At 61.1% G+C, this 17,750-nt stretch carries 10 protein-coding genes and 1 pseudogene; 9 read left to right on the top strand and 2 right to left on the bottom strand.

Going from position 1 to position 17,750, the window contains the following annotated elements; genetic code table 11:
• Window positions 1–40 precede the first annotated feature (40 nt).
• From DBAC_RS11645 to DBAC_RS11685, 9 genes are all read left to right on the top strand, one after another.
• A complete protein-coding gene (locus DBAC_RS11645; RefSeq protein ID WP_015774493.1) occupies window positions 41–1,984 on the top strand; it encodes an aldehyde ferredoxin oxidoreductase family protein in 1,944 nt (647 codons plus the stop codon).
• 266 nt (window positions 1,985–2,250) lie between these two features.
• Window positions 2,251–5,520, top strand: a complete 3,270-nt coding sequence (locus DBAC_RS17975) for a PAS domain S-box protein (protein ID WP_015774494.1) — start codon at window positions 2,251–2,253, stop codon at window positions 5,518–5,520.
• 75 nt (window positions 5,521–5,595) lie between these two features.
• Complete coding sequence (locus tag DBAC_RS11655; RefSeq protein ID WP_015774495.1) at window positions 5,596–6,684, top strand: HD-GYP domain-containing protein; 1,089 nt, start codon at window positions 5,596–5,598, stop codon at window positions 6,682–6,684.
• A gap of 133 nt (window positions 6,685–6,817) precedes the next feature.
• Window positions 6,818–10,294, top strand: coding sequence for a bifunctional diguanylate cyclase/phosphodiesterase (locus DBAC_RS17980; protein WP_015774497.1), 3,477 nt, complete (start codon window positions 6,818–6,820; stop codon window positions 10,292–10,294).
• Window positions 10,270–11,031 carry a UPF0280 family protein gene (locus DBAC_RS11665; protein ID WP_228644885.1) on the top strand — a complete coding sequence of 254 codons (762 nt, stop codon included), beginning with the start codon at window positions 10,270–10,272 and terminating at the stop codon, window positions 11,029–11,031. Before DBAC_RS17980 ends, DBAC_RS11665 begins: the two co-directional genes overlap by 25 nt.
• A 412-nt stretch (window positions 11,032–11,443) precedes the next feature.
• Window positions 11,444–14,119, top strand: coding sequence for an intermembrane phospholipid transport YdbH family protein (locus tag DBAC_RS11670; protein WP_015774499.1), 2,676 nt, complete (start codon window positions 11,444–11,446; stop codon window positions 14,117–14,119).
• A gap of 1 nt (window position 14,120) precedes the next feature.
• On the top strand, window positions 14,121–14,321 hold the full coding sequence (locus DBAC_RS11675; protein ID WP_015774500.1) for a YnbE family lipoprotein: 201 nt from the start codon (window positions 14,121–14,123) through the stop codon (window positions 14,319–14,321).
• 11 nt (window positions 14,322–14,332) lie between these two features.
• The gene (locus tag DBAC_RS11680) at window positions 14,333–14,704 is read left to right on the top strand and encodes a YdbL family probable chaperone protein (RefSeq protein ID WP_015774501.1); all 372 of its coding nucleotides are present in this window, start codon (window positions 14,333–14,335) and stop codon (window positions 14,702–14,704) included.
• Window positions 14,705–14,960: 256 nt separating this feature from the next.
• Complete coding sequence (locus tag DBAC_RS11685) at window positions 14,961–15,836, top strand: DMT family transporter (RefSeq protein WP_015774502.1); 876 nt, start codon at window positions 14,961–14,963, stop codon at window positions 15,834–15,836.
• 30 nt (window positions 15,837–15,866) lie between these two features.
• Here DBAC_RS11685 and DBAC_RS11690 read toward each other — a convergent pair.
• A pseudogene (locus DBAC_RS11690) lies at window positions 15,867–16,319 on the bottom strand (rhodanese-like domain-containing protein); the annotation flags it as partial.
• Between the two features lie 99 nt (window positions 16,320–16,418).
• The gene (locus DBAC_RS11695) at window positions 16,419–17,717 is read right to left on the bottom strand and encodes a rhodanese-like domain-containing protein (protein ID WP_015774504.1); all 1,299 of its coding nucleotides are present in this window, start codon (window positions 17,715–17,717) and stop codon (window positions 16,419–16,421) included.
• Between the last annotated feature and the right edge of the window lie 33 nt (window positions 17,718–17,750).

Consider the following 17,750-nt stretch of genomic DNA (forward strand, 5'->3'; position numbering starts at 1 on the left):
GAAATAGTATGCCGTCAAATTCTTTTTGCAGGAGGTCGCCATGCACGCCTGGACCGGACGCATCATCGACATCGACCTGACGGCAGGCTTGGTCCATGGCCGGGAATTGTCCCGCGATCTGGCGCTGGCCTTTCTGGGCGGACGCGGCCTCAACTCGAAAGTCCTTTTCGACCGCATCGCGCCGGGGCTTGATCCTTTAAGTCCGGACAATGTCTACTGCATCGCCCCCGGCCCCCTGTCCGGCACGATACTGGGCATGACCAGCCGCATGGAGGTTTCGACCCTCTCCCCCTACTCGGGCATCCTCGGCGACGGCAACGCCGGGGAACGCTTTGCGACAATCATGAAACGGGCCCGCGCCGACCAGATCATCATCACCGGCCGCGCCCCCAGACCATGCTATCTGCTGGTCACTCCGGAAACGGCTGAACTGCATGACGCAACCGGCCTGTGGGGCAAGGGCGCATGGGAAACGACCGATCTGCTCCTGGCCAAACACGGCCAAAAAGCGTCCGTGGCCTGCATCGGCCAGGCGGGCGAAAATCTGGTCCGCTTAGCCTCGACCATTGTCGACAAATACGCCTCGGCCGCACGCGGCAGCGGCGCAGTGCTGGGATCCAAGAACCTGAAAGCCATCGTGGTCGTCGGCAACCATGCCGTGAGCCTGGCCGACCCCGCCACATTCAAGGAATTGGCCGGACTGGACCGGGAATTCTTCGCCAAGGACGAATTTCAACAGAATGTGGCCAGCAGGTACGGCTCCCACCACGGAATGAGCGACTGGCGGCCCGGCTTTCGCAATTACGCAAAATACCTGGAACCGGGCGAGGTGCCTCCCGAACTGCGGCCCGAGGCCTGGAAAAAATACGAGATCGGCCGCACGGGCTGCGGAAACTGCTCCGTACGCTGCAAGAACGTGTACGAAATCCCGGATGGCCCGCGCAAGGGCGAGCACGGCGAGGCGCTTGAATACGAGTCCATCTTCTGCATGGGCACCAACTGCGGAGTCTGTGATCCCGTGGCCATCATGGAGATGAGCAACCTTGGCGACATCTACGGTCTCGACGTCATCCCGCTGGGGAACACCATGGCCCTGGCCAAGGACCTCTTCGCGCGCGGCATCCTGACCCGTGAACAGACCGGCGGCCTCGACCTGTCGTGGGAAAATATCGAGGATCAGGTCGAACTGGTCCACCTGACGGCCCTGCGCGAGGGTTTCGGCAATATCCTGGCCGAGGGCATGCTCTCCATGGCCAAAATTCTCGGACCCAAGGCCATGCAGTATTGCTACCACGTCAAGGGCTTAAGTCGCGGGCCTTACCCGGCCGGACTCTTCGCCCTGGCCCACGCGACCTCGACGCGCGGGGCGGACCATCTGCGCGGCCGCAGCTGGGCCTACGGCGAGAACGATCCGGAACTGTACCCGAAGCTTCAGGCCTCCGGCGCCTTGCACGCTGATATGGACGACCCGGTGCAAGCCATAATCCTCTCGGAGCGGGTCTGCACTCTGGCCGACTCGGTGGGACGCTGCAAGGGGGCGGTCAATTCATGGGCCAACGCCCTGCCCCTGGCCTGGAAATATCCCCTTTTCGAAGGCCTGGCCCGGCTGCTGAACGCGGCCACAGGGGAAGTCTTCACCGAAGCGAGCCTTGTCGAAGCGGCGGACCGCATCTACACGCTGGAAAAAGCCTTCAACGCCCGCCAGGGCATCACCAGCGCCCACGACTCCATTCCCCTGAACCCGGACCACCACAGCCCGGAAGAAATGGAAAGGGAGCGGGCCAGGCACCGGGATCTTCTTGGCCGCTACTACACCCTGCAAGGACAGGACACGCAAACCGGCGTTCCGACAGAGAAACGCATGCACGAGCTGGGGCTGGCCCGGGAAGGGGCACGCCTGCACGACGAGGGGCCCTACCCCGAATGGACCGGGCCGACGCTTTGGCCCCTTGCGGCCTATCCACACGGAGGCAAGCGGGCCTGATCCGCATCCATCTCATATCTTCAACAACATTAAATGCTTGACTGCTCCTGATAGCGAAGGCAGAAAATGTCATACAAAATCTGGATCCAGCCAGCCAGGCATCGCCCGAACAGCGACGCGTCAGACGTGCTCACCGATCTGACGCCCAGCGCAGTGTGCGCACGAAGGGGGGGAAACATCCGTTTTCCTGCTTGCTGGATGATTGACGTATCAGGAGTAACCATGGCCGAGTCATGCGGTCTGCATCTTCATCCCCGGAATGGCCCATGCGCTTCATCCTTGCCCTGCTCCTGCTGCTGACCGTCGGCAGCCAATGTCTGGCAAACCCTCCGCTGGACCTCAGTCCCGAGGAGCGTGCCTGGCTGGCCGAGCACAAGGATTCCCTGACCCTTTCCTTCGACCGCTCGTTCCCCCCCATCGAATTCGAAAAACCAGACGGCTCGTTCACCGGTCTGAGCGCGGACCTCGTCGCCCGGATCGAAGAGCGCCTCGGCATCACCTTCCGTAAGCAGGGCATACCCTGGACCCAGGCCCTTGAAGGCCTGCAAGACGGAACCACGGCGCTTGCCCCGGCCATCGTCAACAACGCGGAACGCTCCGAATACACGCTTTTCACCCAGCCCTTTGTCCGCATTCCCCTCGTCATCGTCACCTCCCGCCATATGAAAGGCCCTCTGTCCCTGGACGATCTCGCCGGGATGCGCGTGGCAGTGGTTCGCGGCTACGCCTCGGCGACGCTGGTCAAGAAGGCCGGCCAAGGCCGGTTCACCGTGGTGGAATTGGAGACCATTCGCGAAGGGCTGCGCGACGTCTCCTTCGGAGTGGTCGACGCCTTTGTGGAGAGCCTGGCCGTGGCCGCATGGCACATCGGGCAGGAAAAGCTGCCCAACCTGCGCGTCGCCGGAGATCTGGACGTGACCCAGGACCTGTCCATCGGCGTCAGCAAGCATTATCCGCTTCTGGCCAGCGCCGTGGCCAAGGCACTGACGTCCATCCCCGAGCCTAGCATAAATAATATCACTGATCGCTGGATTCACTTACCGACCTCTTTTCTGGGCAAGCATACCCTTGAGGCCTTGAGGCTCGCGGCGCTTTTGACGGCCGTCGTCTTCCTTGTCCTGGCCGGAATCGCCTGGGCTCTGAGCCGCACGCTGCGCAAAAAGATCAACGATCTCAAACGCACCGAGTCCGCTCTGACGGAACAGGTCGACCGCTTCCGCCTGGCCCTGGAAACCACCCAGGCCGGATTCTGGGAACACTACCCGGCAGAAGGCCGGGAAGTGCACAGCCCGGAATGGTACGCCATGCTTGGATACACTCCCCAGGCCGTTACGGGCGGCGTGGAGGACTGGACCGCCCTGATCCATCCCGAGGAGCGGGAAAAAGCGCTGGCCAGCTTTTCCGCCTACATCAGCGAAGGCGGCAAGGGCATGTATGAAGCCCAGTACCGCCTACGCGCCAAGGACGGTTCCTGGCGCTGGATCATGGGCAAAGGCCGCGCCGTTTCCTGGGACGACGAAGGCCGGCCGACGCGCATCATCGGCCTCAATCTGGACATTCAGAAAAGCAGGCAAGATCAGCTCGAAATGCAGCGCACCCAGACCCTCAACAAGGCGCTGCTCGAACAGACCACGCAATTCATCGGCCTGCTCGACCTGCAGGGGAATCTCCTCGTCGCCAACCGCACGAGCATGGAATGGATCAAAGCAAAGCCGGAGGAAGTCCTGGGGAAACCATTCTGGGACGGACCCTGGTGGCCGGACAAAACCAAAGCCGAGTTTCTTTTGCTGCAACTCATCGATCAGGTCAGAGAGGGCAAAACCGTTCGGCGCGAGATCGTGCACGCCGATTCCGAAGGCAGGGAATCGTTCTTCGATTTCACGATGTCTCCGTTCCGCAATGAAACAGGTCAGGTCGTCAACTTCATCGTTGAAGGCCGCGACATCTCCATGCTCAAGAAAAAACAGCAGGAGATCATGGAAAGCGAGAAGCGGTTCCGCACGATTTTTGAAAACGCGCCTTACTCCATGGTCATCACCCGCCTTTCGGACGGCAAGTACATGGACGCCAACACTGCCTTTCTGGACCGGATGAACATCAGCCGCGAGAATCTTCTCACGCTTTCTCCCAAAGACGTCGGAACCTTCGGCCAAGCGCACCAGCAGGAAATATTACTGCGCCTCAAGGCCAGCCGCAACATCCACAACATGGAAACCCAGGTGCAAAGGCCCGACGGCACGACCGGACACATCCTGTATTCGGGCGGGCTCATCACCCTTGACGGCGAGGCCTGCATCCTGTCCATGACCGTGGACATCACCGAACTCAAACAGGCCCAGGAAGAACTGCGCCGTTCCAAGGAGATGTTCGCCCGTCTTTTCCAACTCTCTCCGGACATCATCACCCTGGCTAGGCAGGAAGACGGTGTCCTTCTGGAGGTCAACGAAACCTTCTCGCGCACCACCGGCTACTCCCGGGACGAAGCGCTGGGTAAAAGCACGCTGGATCTGACCATCTTTGCCGCGCCCGAAAGAAGGACCGCGTTCGTGCAGGCCCTGCTGCGCGACGGACAGGTCGACAACTTTGAATTCGAAATGCGCCACCGTGACGGACACACCCTGCAGTGCTCGACCTCGGCCAGGCTGATGAACATCGACGATACGCCCTGCATTCTGGCCATCACCCGCGACATAACGCATCTTCGGGCCTTGCAGGACAGCATGATCCAGTCCGAAAAAATGCTCTCCCTCGGGGGCATCGCCGCCGGCATCGCCCACGAGATCAACAATCCGCTCGGCATCGTGCTGCAGGCGGCCCAGACCATCACCCTGCGCACCAGAGCCGACTTCCCCAAGAACATTGAAGCGGCCGCGAAGGTCGGCGCGGATCTGGGCCAGGTGGACCGCTACCTCAAAGAGCGCAAAGTCGATGTCTTCATTCGCGATATCCAGGGCGCAGCGGTCCGGGCGGCGGAGATCATCCGCCACATGCTCGATTTCAGCAGGCGCAGCGAGTCGAGGCACTCGGTCTGCGACATAAGGGTCATCCTTGAAAACTCCCTGCGCCTCGCCTCCAGCGACTACGACCTCAAGAAAAACTACGATTTCAAATCCATCAGAATCGAGAAGGACGTAGAGGACAACCTGCCCTGTCTGCTGTGCACGGAAACGGAAATCGAGCAGGTCCTTCTCAACCTGCTGCGCAACGCGGCCCAGGCCATGGCTGAAGCCGAACCGCCCCTTCCCGATCCCTGCATCGGCATCCGGATCAGAAAGATGGAAACGGGGCTGCGCATCGACATCAGGGACAACGGACCCGGCATCTCGGCGGAGAACCGCAAACGCATCTTCGAACCCTTCTTCACCACCAAGACCGCCGGGGCGGGCACCGGCCTTGGGCTGTCCGTATCCTACTTCATCATCACCAAGGGACACGGCGGAGCCATGTACGTCACCGCCCCTGCCGAGGGCGGGACAGTTTTCAGCATCGAACTGCCCGGAACAACGGAATCCGTAAAACATGAAGCCCATGCCTAGACGGATGACGGGATTTCAACATATCACGACGGGCATGTCAGACAGCATGTGCAGACCGACAAAGCGGGAAAACCCATGAATATACTGGTTATCGACGACGAAGACGGGCTGCGCCGCTCACTGTGCGCCTATCTTGAAGACCTTGGATACGACACTCTCGACGCGGGCAATGGGAGAGAAGGCCTTGATGCCATGCACAAGGTTTTGCCCGATCTTGCGGCCGTCATCGTCGATCTGAACATGCCGGTGCTGGACGGCTACGGTTTCCTGCAGCAGGCCCGGCTCGAAGCGCCGGAATTGCCCATCATCGTGCTTTCGGGCGTGGGGGTGGTCGACGACGCGCTGCAGGCCGTGAGGATTGGCGCTTGGGACTTTCTGACCAAGCCTCTGCACAATTTGAGCGTCCTAGCTCACACGCTGGACAAGGTCATGGAGAAAGCCCGCCTGATCCGGGAAAACCGGGAATATCAGACCAACCTTGAACAGCTCGTGCAGCAGCGCACCGCCGAACTGGAGCGCACCCGCCGCCAGATCATGCACCGTCTGAGCCGCGCCGCCGAATACAAGGACAACGAAACCGGACACCATGTCATCCGGGTCGGAGAAATCGCGGCAGTTCTGGCCCAGGCTCTCGGGCTGGACGAAGCCGACTGCGCCAACCTGCGCGACTGCGCCCCGCTGCACGACATCGGCAAGATCGGCATCCCCGACGAAGTGCTGTTAAAACCCGGCAAGCTCGACCCTGCGGAGTGGAAAATCATGCAGCAGCACTGCATGTTCGGCTGCGAAATCCTGGGACCGCTGACCAGCAAGGAAGAGGCGCATTCAAGCTGCGAGCAATGGGACAGAAAGGACCTGGGCGGAAACGAGTTGCTCGACCTGGCCCGCATGCTGGCCCTCCTGCATCATGAACGTTGGGACGGCAGCGGCTATCCCTTCGGCCTGGCCGGAGAAGATATCCCGCTTGCGGCACGCATTGTCGCGGTGGTCGACACCTATGACGCTCTGTCCAGCGAAAGACCGTACAAGGAAGCCTTCCCGGAAGAAAAATGCCTGGCCATCATCCGCGAAAGCTCGGGCAGTCATTTCGATCCCGAAGTCGTCGAGGCATTTTTTGCCAACATTGAAAGCATCCGAAGCATCCGCGTGCGGTGGCAGGACTAGGATCCTCATCCCAAAATACAATGATTATCAGCCAGATGCATAGTAACTCCACAGGAGAATGGGAAATCGACTCCGCCAAGGCCTGCGGCCTGCACAATCAGACCATGATGGGCACCGTGCTGAAGGAACGGAAATGAGCATGCACCGCCTCTTGCAACGCCAGCTCAAGCGGGCCCGGATCACTCCTGGCGAGCTACCCTCCGACTTCGGACCTTTCATGAACCTCGTCGATGACGCCTACCGCCAATTCGATGAAGAAAAGGAGGTCCTGGAAAGGGCTCTGGAAATCAGCTCCGCCGAGCTTGTGCGTCGCAACGAAGTCATGCGCGCCGTATTCATGGCCCTGCCGGACGTATTTCTCTGGATCACCCGCGACGGCCTGATCACGGATTGCCGTGGCGGTCTGCAAGCCCTCTTCGGGGTTGAACCCCTCAGCCTTTTAAAGAAGAACCTGCGCGAAATCCCGGATATCGCCGAGCCCCAGGCTTTCTCCCTGGCCATGCGCATGTTGACCGAAACATCATTCTTCCAGGCCGAGTACTCCATCCACTCCACAGACCGGACCCGGCACTACGAAGCCCGCTTCGCCAACCTCGAGGACAACCTGATTCTGGTCCTGATCCGGGACATTTCCGACCGCGCCATGGCCGAGGAGGCTCTCCTTGGAGTGCAGCAACACCTGGATCACATCATCGAATTTCTGCCCGACGCCACGTTGGTGGTCGACAACGAACACCGGGTCATTGCCTGGAACAGAGCCATGGAAGGCATGACCGGAGTTCCCAAAGAGGAAATCCTCGGCAAATCGGGCTATGAGTACGGCACGCCCTTTTACGGACATCCGCGTCCTATTCTCCTGGATTTCATCGGCAAGGACCCAAGCCACGACTATCCCATGTACGAGCCCACCCAGAGCAACCTCGAAGGACTGGCCACGGAGATTTTTGTTCCGCTCCTTAGCGGCGGGCGGGGAGCCTACGTCTGGGCCAAGGCCTCCGCGCTGTACGACAAGGACGGCAACATCGCCGGAGCCATCCAGACCATCCGGGACATCACCGACAAGAAGCGCGTCGAGATCGGCACCCGGGTCCTCTATCTGGTCTCCACCGCGGCCAGCACCCCCCTCGCGGACAGGGATCTGCTCGCCAAAGTCTTCGACATCCTGGCCGAACACCTTGACGTCCAGATCATGTTCGTCTCTCTGCTTGGCGAAGAAGGCTCAAACCTCACCTTCCCATTTTTCAGCAGGCAAGAACTGGCCAGACACGAGACCTTGAAGCATATTTCCATGCTCTCCGCCGAGGCATGGGTGTCCTTGTCCCCACAAATCACGGACACCAGGCCGGAGGGCCTGGACAACGACAAGGCGCAGCCCGCGTTGTGGTTTGCCTCTCCCCTGCGCTACGGGGAACAACTGCTGGGATCCGTGGTCATCGCCCTGCCCGAGAACAATCACTTTGTCTGCGAAAAGGACACACACGTGTTGGCTTCGGTGGCAGACCATCTGGCGCTGGCCATTTCACGCAACGCCACGGAAAAAGCGCTGAGCCAAAGCGAGAAAAAGCACCGCGCCATCTTCGAAAACGCGACCGAAGGCATCTTCCAGATCTCGCTCGATCACGATCTCTTGAGCGCCAACCCGGCCATGGCCAGCATTTTCGGGTACGACAGTTTGGACAGTCTGATGGCCGGGGCCAAGGGATTCCTGCAACGCGCCATCTCCTCGTCCGACCGGGTCCGGTTATTGAGTCAGGCCCTGAAGCTCGGCACCGCTCAGAACTTCGAACTCGACGCGTTCATGGCAGGCGGAAAGAAAACCTGGATCTCGATCAACATGCGCACCGTAAAGCGATCCGACGGTTCCATCAGCCACCTCGAAGGCTCCGTGCGCGATGTGTCCAAACGCAAGAAGGCCGAACGCAGGCTCGCCATCCAGAAAGGCCTTTTCCAGCAGCTCTTCGACAATTCCCCGCAAGGCATCCTGCTGCTGGGCAAGGACGGGGCGCCCATGGACATCAACCCGAGCTTCACCAGCCTTTTCGGATACGCCAGAAGCGACCTCCATGCCCTTTTTGAGATGCTGTTGCACCCGGACAGCCTCGACGAAAGCTACGCCTTCGTCTCCACGGTGCTGAGCGGGACCTCGGTCAGCACGGAAACCCAGCGCAGGACCAAGGACGGACGAATCATTCCCGTCTCCATGCTCGGCTATCCCTATGTGCTGGACGGCACGATCTCCGGGGCATTCTTCATCTTCAGCGACATTTCCGAGCGCAAGAATTACGAAGCGCAGCTGACCAGGCAGGCCCTGCGCGACAACCTGACGGGGCTGCCCAACAGAGTGCTGTTCATGGATCGGCTGAACCGGGCCATGACCCGGCAGCAGCGCAACGGCGAATACCGTTTCGCCGTGCTCATGATCGACCTGGACAGCTTCAAGCGGGTCAACGACACCCTCGGCCATCAGGCCGGGGATCACCTGCTGCAGGAAGTGGCCGCGCGCCTGACCCATTGCCTGCGAACCATGGACACGGTGGCCCGCATGGGCGGAGACGAATTCGCCGTACTGCTCGAAGACTTCCAGAACAATCATGAAGCCATCGGCATCACCCGCCGGCTTCTGGACACCATCCGCCAGCCTCTCAAGATTCAGGACCGGGACGTGCTGGTCAGCGCGTCTGTCGGCGTGGTGCTGCAGACCGCGCGCTACACCTCGCCCAACGACCTGTTGCGAGACGCCGACATCAGCATGTACCGCTCCAAGGAGCTGGGCAAAAACCAGTTCAAGGTCTTCAGCAAAAGCATGTACGAACAGGTCGTGCAGACCGTGCAGCTTGAAAACGACCTGCGCCAGGCCCTGGTCGAAGACGAATTCGAACTCTTTTTTCAGCCCATCTATGCCTTAAGCGGACAGAAGCTCCGGGGATTTGAGGCGCTCATCCGCTGGAACCACCCTCAGCGCGGCCACCTCCCTCCCGGAGAATTCATCCCCGTGGCCGAGGAAACCGGGCTGGTCACCGAGATCGGCAAATGGGTCATGCGCCGCGGATGCCGGGTTCTGGCCGGATGGCAATCGCAATTCCCCGGACTTGACATCAGCCTGTCCCTGAACCTTTCGCCCAAAGATCTGCTGCAGGCCTCGCTCGTCCCCGTGCTGACGGAGTTGCTGCATGAAACCGGCCTCGACGCGCGGCACCTCAAACTCGAGATCACCGAAACCGCGGTCATGGACAATCCCGAGCAAGCCACATCCAGGCTGGAGCGACTGCAGAAAATGGGCTTCCAGATCGCCATGGACGATTTCGGCACCGGGTATTCGTCCCTGTCCTACCTGCAGCGCCTGCCCATCGACATCCTCAAGATCGACCGCTCTTTCGTGCAGACCATGCTCGAAAACCCCAACAACCTTGAAATCATCAAGGCCATCATCGGGCTGGGAAAAATCCTGGACCTGCGCATCGTGGCCGAGGGCGTGGAAACCCGGCAGCAGCTTGAAACCTTGCAGGAGCTCGGGTGCGACCTGGCCCAGGGATTTCTCCTCGGCCGGCCCATGTCCAAAGAACAGACCGAAAGCCTGATATCCGCATGCAGCGAGAACCCGTCGGCATGACCAGGTCCGCCCACCTGTCCCCGTTCCGCACATACCGCGCATCTCGGCACTTCGACCTCGTTTCCTTCCAACTCGTCATCGAGGAAACAGACCTGTGGGTCGCGGCGCAGGAAGACCTTGGCGCCCCCATGGCCGACCAGGTCCGGCTTCTACGCGGGCAGATCAAGACCTACGCGGCAGTGCACCCCGAATTCTTGACCTCGCTTGAGCCTCTTGAAGCCGGCCCGGGCGCTCCGGAAATCATTCGCCGCATGTGCCGGGCCGGAACCATGACCGGCGTCGGACCCATGGCCGCCGTGGCCGGCACCCTGTCCCAGCTGCTGGCCGAGCACTTCCATGAGCGCTCGCCGGACCTTATGATCGAAAACGGTGGAGACACCTACCTTTTCTCCACCCGGGACAGGCACATCGGCATCCTGAACATGCCGGACCAGGCCGTACGCCTTTGTGTGCCGGTGGCGGCCGGGGACTTTCCCTGCTCATTCTGCGCATCCTCGGCCACGATCGGACATTCGCTCAGTTTTGGTAAGGCCGACCTGGTCGTGGTCAGATCAAAAGACGCGGCCCTGGCCGACGCAGCGGCCACGGCCCTGGCCAATGCCCTGACCGGAGCCCATGCCATGGATGCTGTCCTGGCCCAGGCGCAAAAATGGGAGCCCCTTGGCCTCGACGGCGTCTTCACGCAGTGCGAAGGCAAGATCGGAGTATGGGGAAAAATGCAACTGGCCGTGATTTAAGGCTCGAAAAAACATTTCGAATCTGGACAATGCCTGTCGCCGGGCTTATAAGTAAATCAAAGGTTGTTCGCGTTAACCTCAACGGAGGGAAGACCATTGGACCATACACGTCGGTTGAGAGGTTGCTGAAAGCAGCGTCGCAAAAGAGGCCTTACGAGGCGGGGGAAATTTCCCGTCAGCCCAGGCAAACCAGACGGAGAGACCGTCACCAAACGCTGCGAAAAGAAGTTTTACGTGTTCAAAAATCTTCAAACTCACAGCACGAAGAAACGATCAAATTCCAAAATGCCTTGAAATGACTCGCCCCGCTTCACCATGAAGCGGGGCGTTTTTTTTGGCTCGGCCAAATCCGTCTCCAAACAAGTCAAACGTGCTCTTTGCCTTTGCCCCAACCTTTGCTAAACAAGGGATCATGCCCACTGCGAACGGCCCCGCGCCGGACAAAACGGCCCCAAAGGTCGACAATCAGCCCGCCAGACCAGCTCCGGCCCGTCTCCTGCGCGGGTTGCTGTTTTTCCTGATGCTGTTCTGCCTTGTCCTCGCCGGTCTGTGGATCGCACTGCCCCGCATCGCCCAGGAGCTCCTCGTGCCCGTGCTGGCCAGGAGCCTGCAGGCTCCTGAAATGCGCGTCGACATCCGCCGGGCGGATTTCAGGGGGCTTGATCTGGGCGACATTTCCCTGTCGCGCGAGCATGGCCTGACTGCCGGGGCAGTGCTGGTCGACTGGAGCCTGTCCGGTCTGCTGCAAGGACGGATCGACCGGGTCAGCGTTTTAGGTCTTGAGGTCCGAGTCCGGAAAAATGACGAAAAATGGGAGATTCCCGGTCTTCCCCGGTTGGAGAAATCATCAAACGCGAGCGCCGGACCCACATTCATGCCCACGGTTGGCCAGATGTACGTGGACGGCCGGATCAGTCTGGAGGGCCAGGGCCCTGGGTACTCGCTGCCATTCAGCGTGAATGGCAGCCTGGATGAGGATACTGTCATCCTGCTCGATGCCAAAACCGCGCTGGCCGGCCAGGAAGTGACCCTGGCGCTCCAGGGGAACCTGCGACAAAATGACTTCCAGGTGACCTGCGTCGTGCCGCCGGCGTCCATCGCGGCCCTGGCCAGCCTGGTTCCTGCCCTTGAAGGCCTGCCTCTCGCCGGAACCCTGCGGGGCGTGGTCGAAGCGTCCCTGCTCCCGGACCAGAAGCCCGCTCTTGAAGCGGCACTTGGCCTTGACTCCTTCCAGTCCGTGCTCGGCGGCACGTCCCTGGCACAGGATGGCAACGCCACGCTCAGCCTGGCCTGGCAAAACGAGCCGCAGCTTTCCCTCTCGGCCCTGAGCCTGGGCGCCCCCCTGCCGCTGACCCTGGTCGTGAAGGACATCACGGCAAACCTTGAGGACATGACCTTTGGCTGGTCCTGGAGCCTCACCACGCCGGCCCTGCCGGGCATCGCCTTTTCCTCTGCGCCGCGCCTGGACGGGAAATGCGAAATTGAGGCCACGGACCAGGGCTGGAGCATGCGCGCCGCAGCAGAACTCGGGGCTCTTGCAGCCCGGCTGAACCACGTCCCGGATCTGGACCTGACCCTGAACGCGACCACCCTGAGCCTTGAAGCTTCCACGGGTACATCCGGCACCGTCGTGGACGGAGCCCTGACCCTTGGCACATTGCGCCTGACCCGGGACGACGCCGGCGCGACCCTCTCAAGCCTGAGCCTGACCGTGAACGCGACAGTAGCGACGGACCTGAACGGGACAATAAATCTCTCCGGGGCGCGTCTGGAGGCCAGGCAACCCGGCATGGCCCTGACCACGACCAGACTGGACGGGCAATGCACCTTTGCCATGGCCGAGCAGCTTTTCCTGAACGGCATCGTCAATGTCGGCGCACGCGCCAGCAGCGGCGACACCGCCGCGTTCACGACCCTGCGCCTGCCCCTGGCCTGGCCCACCCCGGCGACATCATCCGGCAGCATGAACCTCGATCTGAAATGGAAAGGCAAGGGCCTGGCAAAAATTTCATGCAAAATCGCGCAAGATTTGCACGGCGCAAGCATTGACGGCACTCTCTCCGCTTTGCCCGTGGCGGTCCGGGCCACGCTGAAGGGACGCATCGACGCCAAAGACATTTCCGGCTCATGGGCCGAAATGAAGGCCGCCCAGACCATCTCCCTGCCCGGCAATCTGGCCAATCTCGTCCCGGCCGTGGGCGAACTGTCAGGCAATGCCCGCCTGGACGCGACAGCGCGTCTGGACATGAGCCGGGGAATACCCATGCTCCCCGCGGACTTAAAGCTCACCGGATTGTCTCTGGCGCACGCGAAAAGCGAAATCACCTTGACCAAGGGTGCTGTCGAACTGGCCTTTTCCAACCTGCTGAGCATGCGCTCCGACCCGGACGGGCGCATGAACTTCGACCGCCTGCAGCTGGGCACCATCATCCTTGAACAGGGCGACATCCATTTCCAGATCGAGGCCCTGCACAGCATCCTGGTCGAGGGGTGCCGCTTTCAGTGGGCGGGAGGCCGCATCGGCAGCCAGGCTTTTCGGATCAACCCGAGCGTGGAGGACTACACCGTCGAACTCTATTGCGACCGGGTCGAAATGGCGCAGGCCCTGGAGCAGTTCGGCATGACCCAGGCCCAGGGCGGAGGCACCGCCAACGGCCGCATCCCGGTGCATTACGCAGACGGAAACCTGACCTTCGACAACGGCTTCCTCTATTCCACTCCGGGCGAAAAAGGGGTACTCAAAGTCAAAGGGACGGAGATCCTGACGGCGGGCGTTGCCCCAGGGACGCCTCAATACGGACAGTTGGACCTGGCTGCGGAGGCCTTGAAGGACTTCACCTATGACTGGGCCAGAATCCGCATCAACACCGAGAAACGGGAGCTTGTCGTCTCCCTGGAGCTTGACGGCAAACCCGAAAAGCCGCTGCCTTTCACGTATAATCGAGACATAGGAGGCTTCGCCCGGGTCAGTGCCTCCTCGCCGGGGTCCATCTTCCAGGGCATCCGCCTGGACGTGAATTTCCGCCTGCCACTGGATCAACTTTTGCAATACAGACAACTCCTGGAACTGATGAAAAACGGAGGTTAACGTGCGAATTCCCTTAATGGCCCTGGCCGTGATGCTGCTCCTGCAAAGCGCCTGCAGCACCCGCCATGAGGTGCAGATGGCGCCGGTGGAGGTCAAACCCATCCACATCACCATCGATGTCAACGTACGGGTCCAAAAAGACCTGGAAGACTTCTTCGGCGACATCGACAAGGCCGATCAAAATCTGAACCCAAGCAAATGATGGAGCCCCATATGCGCAAAATGAAACACCTCATACCGATTCTGCTGGCCCTCTCTTTCGTCATGCTCTGCGTACAGGCCGGCTTTGCCCAGGGCATCAAGGACAGGATGCTGTCCCGCCTGCCCGTCATCAATGAACTCAAAGCCCAGGGCCTCGTCGGCGAAAACAACCAGGGATTTCTGGAGTTCCGATCCGGAAAGAAGCCGAGCGCCGATGTCATCAACGCCGAAAACACTGATCGCCAGGAAGTCTACAAGGCCATCGCCGCCCGCCAGAACGCCACCCCCGCCTTGGTAGGGCAGACCCGCGCCGCCCAGATTGCGGAAAAGGAAGCTCCGGGAACATGGATCCAGAGCCCCGATGGGGCATGGAAAAAGAAATGAACCGTTGATAAGAATGGACTAAAGATAGACCTAAAGATGGACGAACACGGACTGACACGGACGAACACGGCATTTTTAGTCAGTGTTAGTCCGTGTCAGTCCGTGTTCGTCTATGCCTATCAGTCCCTATTCGTCCTCACCCGCCCATCCCTCCGCGCCCCCTCTTCACAAGCTTGACGCGCTGAAAGCCGGTCGGTACAGCCTGCCGCTGAGCCACAGCCATTCCCGCTGGCGGCCATTTCAACCAGGACCTGCCATGAACTCCCGAACCGCTCGCGCCAACCTTTTCCTCCTGCTGACCGCCCTGATCTGGGGCGCGGCCTTCGTGGCGCAGCGCATGGGCATGGACCATATGGGCCCCCTGACCTTCAACGGCATCCGCTTCGCACTGGGAGCCCTGGCCCTTTTGCCCCTCATCGCAAACATGGACAAAAAACGCACCAGCGCCGCTCCGCCGCTGGCCACCCTGATCCGGGGCGGCGTGCTCATGGGCGGAGCACTGTTTCTGGGCGCTTGGCTGCAGCAATTCGGGCTGTGCTACACCACGGCGGGCAAGGCGGGATTCATCACCGGGCTGTACGTGGTCTTCGTGCCGCTGATCGGCATCTTTCTCGGGCATCGCTACGGCCTGGGCACCTGGGCCGGAGCGGTGCTGGCCATCGCGGGCATGTATATGCTGAGCGTGACCGAGAGCATGACCATGGACAAGGGGGACGCGCTGGTCCTCTTGTCGGCATTTTTCTGGGGCGTGCACGTGCTCCTCATCGGCAGGCTGACCAGCGGCCTCTCGGCCGTGGACGCCATCAAACTGGCCGCCGTGCAATTCGCCTTCTGCAGCCTGATCAGCCTGGCCGGAGCCGCCGCCTTTGAAGAAATCAGCCTGAGCGGTCTTTGGGCCGGCATCATCCCCCTGCTTTACGGAGGACTGATGAGCGTGGGCGTGGCCTACACCCTGCAGGTCGTGGCCCAACGCGACGCCCGCCCGGCCCCGGCGGCCATCATCTTAAGCCTTGAAGCCGTCTTTGCCGCTGTGGCGGGCTGGATGCTGCTGGGCGAAATCCTCACCACCCAGGCCCTTGTCGGCTGCGCGCTCATGCTCGGCGGCATGATCTGGTCTCAGGCCAGACCCTAAAACGCACCAAAAACACATCCTCCCACGTCACTCATTCCAGCCCTCATACCCGGCCGGGTAGCGAAAGACGTTTGTGTATCCCAGGCGCACGGCCCAGGCTGCGGCGATTTCGCCCAGCACTCAGCGAAAGCCCCGGCAGTAAATCACGATGGTCCTCCCCTTTTCCTCACCCAGGGCGTCCGCAAATGCCTGCCTGCGCTCCACAGACAGATCGGTACGATCCGTCAGGTCCACGGGCAGACTGACCGCGCCGGGCATGTGTCCGGCGGCGTACTCGTAGGCAAAACGCACATCGACCAGCAAGACGTCCGGATCGGCAAGCAGCATCTCGCGCAGTCCGGCGGTGGTGATCAGTCTGTAGCCTTCTCGCTCGGCCACGCGCTGGGCCTGCTGAAAAAGCGGGGAGACGGCTTCCTGATCGGCCAGCCCTGCGGTGACGCAGCACAGCGCCGTCAGCACGGCCAGGAATATCGATCGACGCATGACCCTCACGGCATTCCCCTCCTTACAGACGTAATGGCCGCCCTCGACAGATGACGAAGACGGCCATGGTTGAAGCATTCCGGATAAAGGGCAGGCCCGCTACTTCTTGATGGTAAAAGAACCGTCGGGAGCGAAGCTGACGTTGGCGTCCACGTAATAGACGTCTTTGAGGTCGGGCCGCATTGCCTGGAACATGTAAAAAGCCTCGCCGCTACGTGCGCCGGTGGTGCAAATGAAGACGATGGGCTTTTCCGCCGTGAACTCGTCTATCCTCTTCTCGATCATGTCCACGGTCATGTTTTCGGAGCCGGGGATGTGCGCGATGGCGTACTCCGCAGGGGAGCGCGCGTCGATGAGACGGATGCTGTCCACGTTGTTCCTGGCCAGTTCGGTGAAGACAGCGTTGTCGATGGACCCCTCGGACGCGCCGGCCTTCAGGGCTCCGGCCGAAGCAGCGGCCTTGGCCTTGGCCGGCGCGGGAGCGACCTCCTGGGAAGCCCCCTCGGCGGTCCAGACCTTAAGGCCCTTGGCCACCCACTCAGGATCGCCGGCCGGATACACGGCCACGTTGGTGTAGCCAAGGGCTTCGGCCTTCCAAGCGGACTGGTGGCTCAAGGGGCACTCCACGCCGCCGCAGTAGAAGATCAGCTTCGCGGTCTTATCGGCGGGCAGCACCTCGGCGGCCATCTTGTCGAACTGGCTGTCGGGCAGGCTTATCGCCGTGGGGATGTGGCCCTTGTCGTAGCGAGGCTGCTTGGGCCGGGAGTCAATGATTATCACGTCCTCGGCGGGCGTAGTCGAAAGCAGGGCGGCGGCCACGTACGGCTTGAACTGATCAAGGGTCAGCAGGCGGTGAAAGGGCCTCGTCACCTTGGCCGGGTCGAGCACGGGCAGGGGCGTGCGTACATCGCGCGCCGTCCACACCTCGTAGCCCAGGGATTGCCACTCCGGGTCCCCGGCGGGATAGACCTTCACGTTGGTGTAGCCTAGGGCCTCGGCCTTCCAGGCCGACTGGTGGCTCAAGGGACAGGCCAGCCCGCCGCAATAGAAGACCAGCAGGGTGTTCTTGTCCGCAGGCAGCACCTCGGCGGCCATCTTGTCGAACTGGCTGTCGGGCATGCTCACGGCAGTAGGGATATGGCCCTTGTCGTAGCGGGGCTGCTTGGGCCGGGCGTCGATGATCATCGCCTTGGGGGAGGGATCCTGTCCCAGCATGGCCTCAAAGACCAGAGGCTTGACGTACTCGATGTCCACCAGGGTGTGATAGGGTGTGGGTACCTTGGCCGGGTCAAGCTGAACAGCCGCGCCCTTGTGGCCACGCGCGCCGGAACACCCGGCAAGAAGCCCCAGCAAGAGTGCCACCACAAGAACATGAAGAATGGATGAATGTCTGCGCATTGTCGTGCTCCTCATCTGAATGTTTTTATCAAA

This window comes from Desulfomicrobium baculatum DSM 4028 (assembly GCF_000023225.1).
Taxonomy (GTDB): domain Bacteria; phylum Desulfobacterota; class Desulfovibrionia; order Desulfovibrionales; family Desulfomicrobiaceae; genus Desulfomicrobium; species Desulfomicrobium baculatum.

What these genes read in the sequence shown, in the direction of transcription:
- DBAC_RS11645 (WP_015774493.1), top strand. Translation starts at nt 41, where the DNA reads ATGCACGCCTGGACCGGACGCATCATCGACATCGACCTGACGGCAGGC.
- DBAC_RS17975 (WP_015774494.1), top strand. Translation starts at nt 2,251, where the DNA reads ATGCGCTTCATCCTTGCCCTGCTCCTGCTGCTGACCGTCGGCAGCCAA.
- DBAC_RS11655 (WP_015774495.1), top strand. Translation starts at nt 5,596, where the DNA reads ATGAATATACTGGTTATCGACGACGAAGACGGGCTGCGCCGCTCACTG.
- DBAC_RS17980 (WP_015774497.1), top strand. Translation starts at nt 6,818, where the DNA reads ATGAGCATGCACCGCCTCTTGCAACGCCAGCTCAAGCGGGCCCGGATC.
- DBAC_RS11665 (WP_228644885.1), top strand. Translation starts at nt 10,270, where the DNA reads ATGCAGCGAGAACCCGTCGGCATGACCAGGTCCGCCCACCTGTCCCCG.
- DBAC_RS11670 (WP_015774499.1), top strand. Translation starts at nt 11,444, where the DNA reads ATGCCCACTGCGAACGGCCCCGCGCCGGACAAAACGGCCCCAAAGGTC.
- DBAC_RS11680 (WP_015774501.1), top strand. Translation starts at nt 14,333, where the DNA reads ATGCGCAAAATGAAACACCTCATACCGATTCTGCTGGCCCTCTCTTTC.
- DBAC_RS11685 (WP_015774502.1), top strand. Translation starts at nt 14,961, where the DNA reads ATGAACTCCCGAACCGCTCGCGCCAACCTTTTCCTCCTGCTGACCGCC.
- DBAC_RS11695 (WP_015774504.1), bottom strand. Translation starts at nt 17,717, where the DNA reads ATGCGCAGACATTCATCCATTCTTCATGTTCTTGTGGTGGCACTCTTG.